Source organism: Lysobacter sp. Soil_N_51 (assembly GCF_057655755.1).
The window spans coordinates 152,229-165,507 of the sequence record NZ_JBDGLR010000002.1; the positions used below are offsets into that span (position 1 = coordinate 152,229).

Annotated in this window: 11 protein-coding genes; 5 read left to right on the forward strand and 6 right to left on the reverse strand. The window is 67.3% G+C overall.

Features of this window, described 5'->3' with window-relative positions; all coding sequences use genetic code 11:
• The 3 genes from AC3A4T_RS03660 to AC3A4T_RS03670 form a co-directional block, all read right to left on the reverse strand.
• On the reverse strand, window positions 1–669 hold the full coding sequence (locus AC3A4T_RS03660; protein WP_487674148.1) for a methyltransferase domain-containing protein: 669 nt from the start codon (window positions 667–669) through the stop codon (window positions 1–3).
• A gap of 236 nt (window positions 670–905) precedes the next feature.
• Entirely contained in the window at window positions 906–1,529 is a 624-nt protein-coding gene (locus AC3A4T_RS03665) for an SGNH/GDSL hydrolase family protein (protein ID WP_487674149.1), read from the reverse strand.
• Between the two features lie 7 nt (window positions 1,530–1,536).
• A complete protein-coding gene (locus AC3A4T_RS03670) occupies window positions 1,537–2,799 on the reverse strand; it encodes an aminotransferase class I/II-fold pyridoxal phosphate-dependent enzyme (protein ID WP_487674150.1) in 1,263 nt (420 codons plus the stop codon).
• Between the two features lie 220 nt (window positions 2,800–3,019).
• On the opposite strand from AC3A4T_RS03670, the gene rsgA reads away from it, so the two are divergent.
• Both rsgA and AC3A4T_RS03680 read left to right on the forward strand, forming a co-directional pair.
• The gene (rsgA, locus tag AC3A4T_RS03675) at window positions 3,020–4,183 is read left to right on the forward strand and encodes a ribosome small subunit-dependent GTPase A (protein WP_487674151.1); all 1,164 of its coding nucleotides are present in this window, start codon (window positions 3,020–3,022) and stop codon (window positions 4,181–4,183) included.
• A gap of 396 nt (window positions 4,184–4,579) precedes the next feature.
• Window positions 4,580–5,857 (forward strand): flavohemoglobin expression-modulating QEGLA motif protein, encoded by a 1,278-nt coding sequence (locus AC3A4T_RS03680; protein ID WP_487674152.1) that lies wholly within the window; start codon window positions 4,580–4,582, stop codon window positions 5,855–5,857.
• Window positions 5,858–5,939: 82 nt separating this feature from the next.
• Here the strand turns inward: AC3A4T_RS03680 and phbB are convergent, their stop codons facing one another.
• The 3 genes from phbB to AC3A4T_RS03695 all read right to left on the reverse strand — a co-directional run bounded on the left by phbB (window position 5,940) and on the right by AC3A4T_RS03695 (window position 9,681).
• Window positions 5,940–6,680 (reverse strand): acetoacetyl-CoA reductase, encoded by a 741-nt coding sequence (gene phbB / locus AC3A4T_RS03685; protein WP_056115541.1) that lies wholly within the window; start codon window positions 6,678–6,680, stop codon window positions 5,940–5,942.
• Between the two features lie 228 nt (window positions 6,681–6,908).
• Entirely contained in the window at window positions 6,909–8,237 is a 1,329-nt protein-coding gene (locus tag AC3A4T_RS03690) for a CitMHS family transporter (RefSeq protein WP_036102571.1), read from the reverse strand.
• 238 nt (window positions 8,238–8,475) lie between these two features.
• On the reverse strand, window positions 8,476–9,681 hold the full coding sequence (locus AC3A4T_RS03695; RefSeq protein WP_487674153.1) for an OprO/OprP family phosphate-selective porin: 1,206 nt from the start codon (window positions 9,679–9,681) through the stop codon (window positions 8,476–8,478).
• A gap of 216 nt (window positions 9,682–9,897) precedes the next feature.
• Here AC3A4T_RS03695 and AC3A4T_RS03700 point away from each other — a divergent pair, with 216 nt between their 5' ends.
• The 3 genes from AC3A4T_RS03700 (at window position 9,898) to AC3A4T_RS03710 (ending at window position 13,206) form a co-directional block, all read left to right on the forward strand.
• On the forward strand, window positions 9,898–10,605 hold the full coding sequence (locus tag AC3A4T_RS03700) for a response regulator (RefSeq protein ID WP_487674154.1): 708 nt from the start codon (window positions 9,898–9,900) through the stop codon (window positions 10,603–10,605).
• Complete coding sequence (locus tag AC3A4T_RS03705) at window positions 10,598–12,031, forward strand: sensor histidine kinase N-terminal domain-containing protein (RefSeq protein WP_487674155.1); 1,434 nt, start codon at window positions 10,598–10,600, stop codon at window positions 12,029–12,031. Before AC3A4T_RS03700 ends, AC3A4T_RS03705 begins: the two co-directional genes overlap by 8 nt.
• Before the next feature lie 80 nt (window positions 12,032–12,111).
• The gene (locus tag AC3A4T_RS03710; RefSeq protein WP_487674451.1) at window positions 12,112–13,206 is read left to right on the forward strand and encodes an ABC transporter substrate-binding protein; all 1,095 of its coding nucleotides are present in this window, start codon (window positions 12,112–12,114) and stop codon (window positions 13,204–13,206) included.
• Window positions 13,207–13,279: the final 73 nt, after the last annotated feature.

Consider the following 13,279-nt stretch of genomic DNA (forward strand, 5'->3'; position numbering starts at 1 on the left):
TTATTTCGACGCCACGATCCGCCAGTTGTTGAATGGCGTGCGCCCGAACAACGGGGTGAATTCGACCTGTAACCCCGCCGCGAGCAGGCGCGCGCGCAGCGCTTCGCCGTCGGGGTAGTAACGCGGCATCGCATTCATCCAACCCAGCGCGCGCGCGAACAGATCGACCGCGAGGGTGACGCGCGCGCGCGCGGTGCCGTCGTCCAGGCCGGTGCGGATCACCAATTTCGCCCCGGGCGTGAGCATCGCGATCATCTGGTCGATCGCCTGCGCCTGAGCCGGGTACGGAATGAACTGCAGCACGTCGAGGATCACCACGTTGCCGCGATGCGTGGGCAGTTCGCGCGACAGGTCCATGGTGTCGAAGCGGGCGTCCTGCAGCCCGACCTTGGCGGCGGCGCGCACCGCGCGGCGGATCTTGGCCGCGTCGCTGTCGACCCCGCGGTAGGGCACGCGGATACCGTCGGCGTGCAGGGTGTGGGCGAGCAGGCCCAGCCCGCAGCCCAGATCCAGCAAGGGCGCATCGGTGCCACGCAGGGCCTCGCTGACGCCGGGGTAGAGCGGATCGCTGCTGAGCTTGGCGCGGCTGTAGTAATAGTCCCAGCGATTGCCGAGCGGATGTTCGGGCAGGTAGGCGCGGGCGATGTGCAACGCCTGTCCTGGAGCCATGGCTTGGGCCGCTGGGGTCATCGCTGGTCGAAGGCCGCGTCGCTGGGGTGGTCGGGCAGTTTGGCATTCCGCGCGCGGATGGGGAAATCCACGAATCGAGCGCTTGGCCGGAGTCCGACTGTAGGAGCGGCGTGAGCCGCGACCGCGACACCACGCCTGCGTCGTAACCGTGGTGTCGCGGTCGCGGCTCACGCCGCTCCTACAGGGGCTATCGGGCCGCGAATGGGCCGATGCGCTCAGGGTGACCGATCGCGCAACAAACCCATCGCCACCGGCAGCGCCAGCGCCGTCCACTGCGCATACATCGCCGCCGACGGATGCAGGCCGTCCTCGGCCACCATCGCCGGCTCGCTGCCGCGTTCGCGCGAAACCGGGGTGATGTCGACGAAGGCGACCCCGAGGCGCGCGCAGATTTCGCTGGCGGTGATATTGAACACGTCGAGTTCGGCGCCGATCGTGGCCGGGCCGCGCTTGTCGCTCGCGCCGAACGGGGTTGCGCCCCAGTCGGGGATCGACAGTACCAGCACCCGATCGCTGCGGCCGTGCGCATAGCCGATCGCGCGTTCCAGCAGCTCGCGGAACTCGCCCGCGTACTGGCTCGCGCCGCGGCCGCGGTATTGGTTGTTGACCCCGATCAGCAGGCTGACGAAATCCCATTCGCCCAGCGGCTCGGCCAGGTCCAGCGCGAGCGCGAGTTCGTCGGTGGTCCAGCCGGTGGTGGCGATGATGCGCGGCGCCGCCACGGCGATGCCGCGTTCGCTCAGGCCGGCCGCCAGTTGCACCGGCCAACGTCCCGACTCGGCGACCGCTTCGCCGATGGTGTAGCTGTCGCCCAGCGCGAGGTAACTGAACTCGCTCACCGACGGATCAGGCGACCGCGGCGGACAGCGCCTGCGCGTTGTGCTCGGCGCGCTCGGCTTGCAGGTCGAGCACGCGCTCGATCCGGCCGAACACTTCGCGCACGTCGGCCGGCTGCGGCAGCAACGTCACCCGGAAGTGATTGCGGTAGGGCACGTTGAAACTGGAGCCGGGCACGACCAGCACGTCTTCGGTTTCCAGCAACTCCAGCGCGAAGCGGTGGTCGTCGAAACCCTGCGCGGCGGCGCCGACCACGGCCGGGAACGCGTACAGCGCGCCGGCCGGCTGGACCAGTTGCAGATGCTTGCTGGCTTCGACCGACTCGATCACCGCGCGGCGCGCTTCGTACAGACGGCCGCCGGGCGCGCACAGCGGCGCGATGGTGTCTTCACCGTTGAGCGCGGCTTCGATCGCGAACTGGCCCGGCACGTTGGCGCACAGGCGCAGCGCGCCGAGCAGGTCCATGGCGTGATGGAAATCGCCGCTGGCGACCGGATCGCCCGACAGCACCGCCCAGCCCACGCGCCAGCCGCAGGCGCGATGGACCTTGGACAGGCCGCCGAAGCTCAGGCACGGCAGGTCGCCGGCGATCGGCGCGACCGGCACGAACTGCGCGCCGTCGTAAAGAATGGAGTCGTAGATTTCGTCGCACATCAGCAGCAGCTTGTGCTTGGCGGCGATGGCAACGATGCGTTCGATCAACTCGCGCGGATAGGCCGCGCCGGTCGGGTTGTTCGGATTGATCAGCACGATCGCGCGGGTGCGGCTGGACACCAGTTGCTCGATCTCGTCCGGATCGGGCAGGAAGCCGTTCTCGGGCTGGCAGCGGTAATACACCGGGCGGCCGTCGTTGAGGATGGTCGCGGCCGACCACAGCGGGTAGTCGGGCGAGGGCAGCAGCACTTCGTCGCCGGGATTGAGCAGCGCGCGCAGCGACAGGTCGATCAGCTCGCTGACGCCGTTGCCGACGAACACGCGTTCGGGCGAAGCGTTGGGCGTGCCGCGCTTCTTGTGGAACGCGGCGATGGCTTCGCGCGCGGCCGGCAGGCCTTGCTGATGGGTGTAGGGATCGGTGTCGGCGATGTGGTCGGCGATCGCGCGCTGCAGGTGCTCGGGGGCGCGGAATCCGAACGCGCCGGGGTTGCCGATGTTGAGCTTGATCTGCTTGCGACCCTGGGCCTCCAGCTCGCGGGCTCGCCGGGCCAATTCACCGCGGATTTCGTAACGGACTTCGGACAGGCGTTCGCGGGTTTTCAGGGGCGGCAAGGACATCGCGGCGGGTCGGGGTCGATGAAAGTGGCGTCCAGACTAGCTGAATCGGCTTCAGGATTCAGCGGGGGCGGGGTGGGCAGGGGATCGGTCGCTTTCGACCGCACGCACGATTCGACGATCCGGCCAACGTCGCGGGCCGGCCCCGGCCCGCAAACCGGCGCGCCGACCGATCGATTCGGCCCAAAAGCCGCACGCGGCCTATAGAATCGCGCCATGCCCAATGCCTGTCGCGCCTTTGACTCCTGAATTCGCCGCCTTGCAGGCGATCGGTTGGCCGATCACGGCCGAAGACCCGTTGCCGGCCGATCCGGTCTGGCGCCAGGCCCTCGCCGACCACCCGCGGGCCCGCCCGGCGCGGGTCACCGAGCAGCACCGCAGCGGCTACGTGGTCTCCGACGGCCCCGACAGCGGTTACCGGGTCGAGTCCCTGCCCGAGTGGCAGCGCGCGGCCAATTACAAGAAAGGTTCGCTCGCGCCCGAGCAACGGCCCGGGGTCGGCGACTGGATGCTGGTCGAGGGCGAGCCCGAACGCGCCAAGGTCGTGGCCCTGCTGCCGCGCTACAGCGCGATCAAGCGCGGCGCGGCCGGCGAGCATTACAAGCAGCAGCTGATCGCGGCGAACATCGACACGGTGTTCGTGGTGTGCGGGCTGGACGGCGATTTCAATCCGCGCCGGATCGAACGTTATCTGTTGCTGGTGCGCGGCGGCGCCGAGCCGGTGATCGTGCTGACCAAGGCCGACGAAGCGCTCGCCGCGAACGAGCATGCGGTGGCCGAGGCCAGCGGCGCGCTGATCGAACTCGCGCAGGGCGTGGCGATCCGCGCGGTCAATGCGCGCGATCGCGAAAGCAGCGTCGCGGCGATGTCGCCGTGGCTGAAGCCCGGGCGCACCGTGGTGCTGGTCGGGTCTTCCGGCGCCGGCAAGTCGACCCTGACCAACAGCCTGCTCGGCAACGAACGCATGAAGACCGGCGCGGTGCGCGAAAGCGACGCGCGCGGCCGCCACACCACCACCCATCGCGCCTTGATCCCGCTGCCGTCGGGCGCCTGCCTGATCGACACCCCCGGCATGCGCGAACTCAAGCCGACCGGCGAAGAGGACGTGGCCGAGAATTTCGCCGATGTCGAAGCGCTGGCCGAGCAGTGCAAGTTCCGCGATTGCTCGCACGCGAGCGAACCGGGCTGCGCGGTGCGCGAGGCGATCGAGAACGGCAAGCTGGACCCGCAGCGGTTTGCCAGCTATCTGAAGTTGAGCGGCGAGGTCTCGGGCGCGGCCAGCAAGCTCGCCAACCGGCGCGCGCACAAGACCGATATCAAGGCGCCGGGGAAGCCCGCGGGCAAGCCTTCGAACAAGAGTTCGGGCGATAAGCATGGGCGGCGTTGAGCGCGGCGGTCTGGGATCGCGCGGGTGGGGTGGCCGTTTGCTTTGTCTTCTCGGAGAGCAAAAGCAAAAGCAAATCCCCCCTGCCCCCCTTTTGCAAAGGGGGGAACAGCACGGGTTTGCGGGTGATGACGCGTCGGTCTTGAAGCGTGGTGTGCGGCGGGTTTGTTGCCACGACCGCGGTGAACGTCATCCCGATTGCATTGAGAGCCATCGCCGCTGCAGCGAAACCTGTTGCGACCGCGGCGAACGCCATCGCCTCATCAGGCAAGCGACAAACCTCGCCGATCGCCTCCCCCCTTTGCAAAAGGGGGGCAGGAGGGATTTGCTTTTGCTGTCGCTCCAGCCTTTGCCAACAGCGCCAACACCGAATCCCAACCGCCCCCGCGGACCCCGCCCATGAGCCTGCCGCCCCCGCCCAGCCTCGCCTCCGACATCCAGCACCACGCCGCGCTCGACGCGCGCATGGTCCGCGCCGCGCGCGGCATCAAACTGCTGACCATGGCCAGCTGGCCGGCCGGGCTGGAAGCGCCGTTCCTCGCCGACTACGCGCGCGGCGTCGCCCGGCTGCCGGTGATCGATTACCCCAAGCACGATTTCAGCGAAGTACGCGCCGAACTCGAAGCGGTCGCGAACGAAGCCGATCCTGACCATCCGCTCGGCGAATACCTGATCGAATCGGCGCATTCCTGGGGCATCGCCGCGCAATTGCTCGAATGCCTCGGCACCCCGCAGGTCACCGACTACTCGGTGCAATTGTTCGGAAAACCTGATGTCGCCCTGCCCGGACAAGGCCCGAGCACCCGCGAAGCGGCCAATCACTTCATTTCCATCGCCAACGAACTAGATCGCGAACTGATGTCGCCGGCGGAAACCGTGGAAATCTCCGCGACCGCGTTGAGCCTGCAATTGCAGCGCGACCTCGACGATTATTTCGACACCCGCGTGATCGACGTGGTCCTCGATCCGACCCTGATCGCCAAGGCCGCGGCCGGTGCGACCCGCATCCGCCTGCGCACCGGCGCGGCGTTCAGCGATTACGACCGCCACCAGCTGCTGCAGCACGAAGCCTTCGTGCATTCGCTGACCGCGCTCAACGGCCGCGAACAACCGGTGCTGCCGAGCCTGGCGCTGTCGTCGCCGCGCAGCACCGCCACGCAGGAAGGCTTGGCGACCTTCGCCGAACAGATTACCGGCAGCATCGACATCGGCCGCATGAAGCGCCTGAGCCTGCGCATCGACGCGGTCGCGATGGCGCTCGACGGCGCCGACTTCATCGAAGTGTTCCGCTATTTCATCGACGCCGGCCAGACCCAGGACGAAAGTTTCGCCTCGGCGCAGCGCGTGTTCCGCGGCGTGCCGACCGGAGGCGGCGCGGCCTTCACCAAGGACACCGTGTACCTGCGCGGCCTGGTCGGCGTGCATACTTTTTTCCGCTGGGCCTTGCGCCAGCAGAAACTGCATCTGTGCCGCTGGCTGTTCGCCGGCAAGATGACCCTCGGCGACGTGCAGCGTTTCGAACCGCTGTTCCAGGACGGCGTGCTGGCGCCTCCGCGCTGGATGCCGCCGTGGATCACCCGCGCCAACGGTCTGGCCGGCATGCTGGCGTTCTCGCTGTTCGCCAATCGCATTCGTTTGGATCAGATGGCCGAGGGCGATTTCAGCGAAATCGGTTGAAGCGAAGAACGAGTGCAGAGGAGTGAGGAGTGAGCAAAAGCCTTGCCCACTCACTCCTCACTCCTCTGCACTCGTTTCTGCTCTAGTTCATATGCAAACCGCCATTGACCGCATAATCCGCGCCGGTCACGAACGCCGCATCGTCCGAGGCCAGCCACGCGCACAGGCTCGCGACTTCCTCCGGCTTGCCCAGCCGCCGCACCGGCACCGACGCGGCCAGCCGATCGAGCACATCCGGCGGAAACGCGCTGATCGCGGCGCTTGCTACATACCCGGGCGACACGGTGTTGACGGTAACCCCGCGCGCGGCGAACTCCTGCGCCAGCGCGCGGGTGAAACCATGCATCGCCGACTTCGCGGTGGCGTAGTTGACCTGGCCGATCTGGCCCTTCTGCGCGCTGACCGAGGCGATGTTGACGATGCGGCCCCAGCCGCGCGCGGACATGCCGTCGATCACCTGCTTGGTGATGTTGAACAAGGTATGCAGATTGCCGGCCATCACCGCGTTCCAGTCCTCGCGGGTCATTTGCCGGAACAGGATGTCGCGGGTGCCGCCGGCGTTGTTGACCAGCACGTCGACCTCGCCGACCTCGGCCTTGACCTTGGCGAACGCGGCGACCGTGGAGTCCCAGTCGGCGGCATTGCCTTCCGAGGCGATGAAGTCGAACCCAAGTTCGCGCTGCTCGCGCAGCCAGCCGGCCTTGCGCGGCGAATTTGGCCCGCAACCGGCGACCACGGTATGGCCGTTGAGCGCGAGCTTGCGGCAGATCGCGGTGCCGAGGCTGCCCATGCCGCTGGTGACGTAGGCGATGCGGAGTGTCATGGCTTTAGTCCTTGGAGCGAGAAGTGAGTTCGTAGGAGTGAGGAGTGAGTAAAAGCGGGACGTGGGGAGGGTGGCCTTGGCTCTTACTCACTCCTCACTCCTGTGAACTCGTTCCTCGCTGTTGGGGATGCGACTGTAGGAGCGGCGTAAGCCGCGACCGCGACCTCACAACTGCGTCGTAAGCGCGATGTCGCGGTCGCGGCTCGCGCCGCTCCTACAGGGAGACCATCAGGCGGCGAAGGGATACAGAGCGAACGCGAGCGACGCGACCATCAACAACAACGAAATCAGTACCGCCCATTTCAAGGTGAATTTCTGGTGGTCGGCGAAATCGACGTTGGCCATGCCGACCAAGAGATAGGTCGATGGCACCAGCGGGCTGAGCAGATGCACCGGTTGCCCGGCCAAGGACGCGCGCGCCATTTCGACAGGCGTGATGCCGTAGTGCCCGGCCGCTTCCGACAAAATCGGCAGCACCCCGAAATAGAACGCGTCGTTGGACATGAAGAAGGTGAAGGGCATGCTCGCGATCGCGGTGATCACGGCGAGATACGGGCCCCAGGCATCGGGAATCACCGCCAGGAAGCTGCGCGACATCGCCTCGACCATGCCGGTGTTGGACAGGATCCCGGTGAAGATGCCGGCGGCGAAAATCAGCGACACCACCGCGAGCACGTTGCCGGCGTGGTTGCCGATGCGGCGGCGCTGTTCGGCCAGGTCGGGGTAGTTGATCACCAGCGCGATCGCGAAGCCGATCATGAACAACACCGGCAGCGGCAGCACGCCGAGCACCAGCGCGGTCATCAATGCGACGGTCAATGCGGCGTTGACCCACAGCAGCTTCGGCCGCTTGGTGTCTTCGCTGTCGGCGAGCGTGGGCAGGTTGTCGCTGTCGGTGTCGAGGTCGGGGTTCCAGTCCGCGCCGTGGCCGGGCAGGGTCACGATGCCCAGCCGACTGCGTTCGCGGATGCCCAGGTACCAGGCCAGCGCGATGATGCCGAGCAGCGAGATCGCCATCGCCGGCACCAGCGGCACGAACACGTCGCTGGGATCGACATGCAGCGCGGTCGCCGCGCGCGCGGTCGGTCCGCCCCAGGGCGTGAGGTTCATCACCCCGCCGGCAAGAATCGTCACGCAGGTCAGGTTGAGCGCGTTCATGCGCAGGCGCTGGTACAGCGGCAGCATCGCCGAGACGGTGATCATGTAGGTGGTCGAGCCGTCGCCGTCGAGCGAGATCAGCATCGCCAGCACCGCGGTACCGACCACGATCTTGACCGGGTCGCCCTTCACCAGCTTGAGGATGCGGCGCACGATCGGATCGAACAGGCCGGCGTCGATCATCACCCCGAAGTACAGGATCGCGAACATCAGCATCACGCCGGTCGGCGCGATCTTCTTGATACCCTCGATCATCATCTCGCCGATGCCGGCGCTGAAACCGCCGAGCAGGGCGAACGCGATCGGGATCACGATCAGCGCAACGAGCGGCGACAGCCGCTTGCTCATGATCAGGTACATGAAGGTGAGGACCATGCCGAAGCCGAGCGCGGTCAGCATTTGCGGACTCCTTTGGAGCGAGAAAACGAGTGGAGAGGAGTGAGGAGTGAGGAGTGAGTGGTGGGGCGTGGGAGGTGAGAGCCGCCGGTGGATGGCTGTTACTCGTTCCTCACTCCTCTGCACTGGTTGCTTAAAACGAGTGGAGAGGAGTGAGGAGTGAGTGGTGGGGCGTAAGAGGTGAGAGCTGCCGGTGGATGGCTGTTACTCGTTCCTCACTCCTCTGCACTCGTTACTGTCTTCAAAAGTCGTACTGAAACCGCCCCGTGACCGCGCGCGTCCGATCCAGCGTCGCATCCGCCAACCGATCGCGATTGCGGCTCTCGATCCAGTCGAGCATGAAGCGCAGGTTCGAACGCAGATACCAGTTCACCCCGACGCTCGCCTGATCCATCGACACGTCGCTGACCCATGCTCTGTTGAAGCCGGCCGCGCCGTAAAGATGCTGCTTGCCGCGGATCGTGTCGTAGCGCGCCGCCAGCTGCCAAGCGCCGCTGCTGCGCGCAGGCTTGACCCGGGCGAAGCGGCCGGACTTGCTGTCGTACGGCGTGGACTCGCCGGTAATGAACCAGCCGATCAGGCCGTACGCCGAGCGGATTTCGCCGCGTTGCGAGCCGTCGTCGAAATTGGCGCCGCTCACTTCCGATTGCAGATACCACGGCCCGCGGGTGAAGCCGAACTCCAGCGAATACTTGTCGACATCGGTATCCAGCCCGCGATTGAAATTCACCAAGGTCGCGCGGCTGTTGTCGGACAGATGCCCGGCCGGGCGCGGCGCGATGCGCAGGCCGTTGGCGCCGTCGCGGCCGGGGTGGTCGTAGTACTCGCGCGCCAGCGACAGGCCCAGGTGCAAGGTGTCGCCGTCGTCATGACGCGGCGCCCAGGTGCCGCGCGCGCCGAATGCGCGCCCCTTCACTTGCCACACGTCGATGCTCTCCAGGCTGTAGACGCTGCCGCCGACGGTGTAGTCCTCGCCCGCGGTGATCCAAGCCGCGCCTAACCGATACAAAGGCGCGACCGAACTGGCGAACATGCTGCGTTCCATGAACGCGCCGTAGTTCGAACTGATCCGGTCGTCCAGGGTGAAGTACTGCTTGAACTGGCCGATCGTCAGCTTGCCGGCCTTGAAGTCACGGGTGACATACACGTCCTTGACTTCGACGCTGTCGCCGCTGAAATCGTCCTGCAGGCCGGCGAAGTCGCCTTCGATCTTGTAGCCCCAGCCGTAGAACTGGCCCGACACATCCAGCCACAGCCGTCGCACTTCGGTGTCGTCGGGGTTGGCGAGGCCGCGGCCGTCGTTGTCGAACTGGGCGAAGTCCCAGTGGATGCGCCCGCCGAGTTCGGCGGTGACCGGACGTTCGTCGCTTGCCTGCGCATGGACGCCGCCGGACGCGGCGAGCAGGCACAGCGCGACGCACGCGCCGGCGTGGTGGACAACAGCCATCGATGGTTCTCCCGACCCTTCTTTTCGTGCGTTTTCAGGCGGTTTCGCGCGACATGCGCGCTCACTGCGCTTATAGTCGGGTCGGCCCGCACGGCCTGTCCCAACCCATCCAGCGCAGGCTAGGCGGCGCAAGCTGTCAAAGACCTGTCATCGCGGATGCTGTTTTCGCTGGCCGCTGCCGAACGCGGCTTCTGACTGAGCGACGGAGTCGATCTGGTGCGAATTCTGTTGGTGGAGGACAACGCCGATCTGGCCGACGCGATCGTGCGGCGCATGCGCCGCGACGGGCACGCGCTGGACTGGCAGTCCGACGGGCTCAAGGCCGCCAGCGTGCTGCGGTATCAAAGCTTCGACCTGATCGTGCTCGACATCGGCCTGCCACGCTTGAGCGGGCTGGGCCTGCTCGCTGGTTTGCGCGAACGCGGCGACGCCACGCCGGTGTTGATGCTGACCGCGCGCGACGGCATCGAGGACCGGGTGCAGGCGCTCGATGCCGGCGCCGACGACTACCTGGCCAAGCCGTTCGATTTCCGCGAGTTCGAAGCGCGCTGCCGGGTATTGCTGCGGCGCAACCGCGGCCAGGCCAGCGCGATCGTGCAGATCGGCGGCTTCGCCTTCGACAGCGGCGCGCATCGGGTCAGTCTCGACGGCGAAGCGATCGAGGTGCCGAACCGCGAATTCCGCCTGCTGGAAATCCTGATCGGCAAGCTCGGTCAGGTGGTCAGCAAGGACGAGATCGGCAACGGCCTGTTCGGTTTCGACGACGAGGCCGGGCCGAACGCGATCGAGTTGTACGTCGGCCGTCTGCGCAAGCGCTTGGCCGCCGCGCCGCTGCGCATCGTCACCGTGCGCGGCGCCGGTTACATGATCGAAGCGTCCGATGCCGCGCCGGCCGATGCAGCGGTGGAGCCGGCCGATGGTTGAGCCGGTGCGCCCGCATTCGATCCGCCGCACCTTGCTGCTGTATCTCGGTGTGTTGTCGTTGATCGGCGCGGTGCTGCTGTTCCTCGCCGCGCGCAGCTATGGCCGCGCCGCCGCCGACCGTTCCTACGACCATCTGCTGATCGCCTCGGCGCTGTCGATCGCCGACAGCGTCGCGCTGGTCGACGGGCAATGGCAGGTGGACCTGCCGTATGCCGCGCTCGACCTGCTCGCGATGGCGCCGGAGGATCGCGTGTATTACCGGGTTTCCAGCAATCGCGGCGCTGGCCGCGACGGCGGCACCATCACCGGTTACGCCGATCTGCCCGCGCCGCCGTCGCCGCCGCTGGACGGCAAGCCGAAGCTGTTCGATGCGATATACCTGGGCGAACGCACGCGTTTCGTCGCGGTATCGCGCTGGGTCGCCGGTCCGGCCAGCCAGGGTCAGGCGATCGTGCAGGTCGGCCAGACCCGGATCGCGCGCGAAGCCCTGGCCGACGATGTGGTGCTGCGCGCACTGATCGCAATCGTGGCGTTGTCGCTGGCGGCGCTGGCGCTGGTGTGGATCGGCGTGCATCGTGCCTTGCGCCCGTTGCAGAAACTCGAACGCGATCTGTCGCTGCGCGAACCGTCCGATCTCAAGCCGGTGCCCGGTTCGGTGCCGCTGGAACTCGGCGAACTGGTCGGCGCCTTGAACCGCTTCATGGGCCGGCTGGCGGCCAGCAACGAAACCCTGCGCGCGTTCATGGGCGACGCCGCGCATCAGATGCGCACGCCGTTGGCCGCGCTGCGCGCGCAGGCGCAGCTGGCGCTGGACGAAGACGATCCGGCCGAACAGCGCCGCAGTCTGGTGATGATCGAACGCAACGCCAATCACATGAGCCGGCTGTTGAACCAGTTGCTCAGCGACGCTAGCGCGATTCATCGCTCGCACCTGCAACAGTTCGAAACCGTCGACCTGGCCGAACTGCTGCATCAGGCGCTGTACGAATCGATCCCGCAGTCCGGCCCGCGCCCGGATCTGAATCTGGCCGTGACCAGCGACCCGGTGCGCGTGCAGGGCGACGCGCTGCTGCTGCGCGAGGCGATCAAGAACCTGATCGACAACGCGCTTAAACACGGCCAGCCGCGTCCGGGCCAACCCGGTGGGCCATTGCAGATCGCACTGACCGTAGCCGCAGGCGAGGGCAATGCCGCGTCCAGCGCGGTCTTGACCGTCGCCGACCACGGCCCCGGCATCGCCGCCGCCGATGCGCAAACCGTATTCGAACGCTTCGCCCGCGGCCGCGACGCCGCCTCGGGCGGCGCCGGGCTCGGCCTGGCGATAGTCAAGCGCATCGTCGACAGCCACGGTGGCCGCATCGATCTGAGCAATCGGGTCGGCGGCGGGTTGGTGGTGACGTTGCGGCTGCCGAGGAGCATTGCTTGAAAAACGAATGCAGAAATGCAAAAAACGAGTGCAGAAAAGTGAGAAACGAGAAAAAGCGCGCGACCTCGCGTTACAACGCCGTGCGCCGCTTCTGCCTTTACTCATTCCTCACTCTTCTGCACTCGTTTTTCTCCGCCGCCTACGCCGCCCCAGGCGACACCCGCACCTTCAAGGCGGCGCAAACCCCCACCGCCCACCTACGCATCCACGGCTCCACCGACATCGAGAACTTCGCCGCGGTCATCGCCGACTACCAGCGATTGCATCCCAACACCCAGGTCGAGTACTCCGATCTGGTCGCGCAGGACATCTATACCCGCCACCTGCGCGCTGGCGCTGGCGATCGCGCCGACCTGCTGATCAGCAGCGGTATGGACCTGCAGACCAAACTGGCCAACGACGGCCATGCGCTGGCCCATCGTTCGCCGGCCACCGCCGCGCTGCCGGCGTGGTCGCAATGGCGGCACGAAGCCTTCGGCATCAGCTACGAGCCGGTGGTGATCGTCTACAACAAGCGTCTGTTGCGGCCCGAGCAGGTGCCGCGCACGCGCCGGCAACTGCTCGCCCTGCTGCGCGATCCGGCGGCGAAGCTGGCCGGGCGGGTCGGCACTTACGACGTGGCCCGCAGCAGCGTGGGGTATCTGCTGGCGACTCAGGACCATCAGCTCGGCAGCATGGCCGGCGCGCTGCAGGCCGCGCTCGGCGACAACCGGGTCCAGCTGGAGGAACGCACCGGGCCCTTGCTCGACCGGGTCGCGCGCGGCGACCTCGCCCTGGCCTACAACGTGCTGGGGTCCTACGCCCAGGCCCGGGTCGATGCCGGCGCGCCGCTCGGGATCGTGCTGCCGCAGGACTACACCCTGGTCCTGCTGCGCACCGCGCTGATCCCGCGCACCGCGCCGAACGCGGCCGAGGCCGGGCAGTTTCTCGACTATCTGTTGTCGCCGCGCGGCCAGGCGATGCTGGCCCGACAGGTCGGCCTGCAGCCGATCCGCGCCGCCGACGGCGCGCCGCTGTCGCCGCATGCGCGCGACGGCGCGCGGGTGCGCGCGCTGCGGCCGATCGCGCTGGGGCCAGGCTTGCTGGTGTACCTCGACGCGCTCAAGCGGCGCCAGTTCCTGGAGGCGTGGCGCAGCACCGTGCAGCCCGGCAAGGCGGCGGCCGATGCGCCCTGAGCCCCATACGCAGGCGTCGGTTTCCGCAGCGCCGGTCACGTTTTCGCCCCCGCCGCTGCGCGCGCGGCCGGCC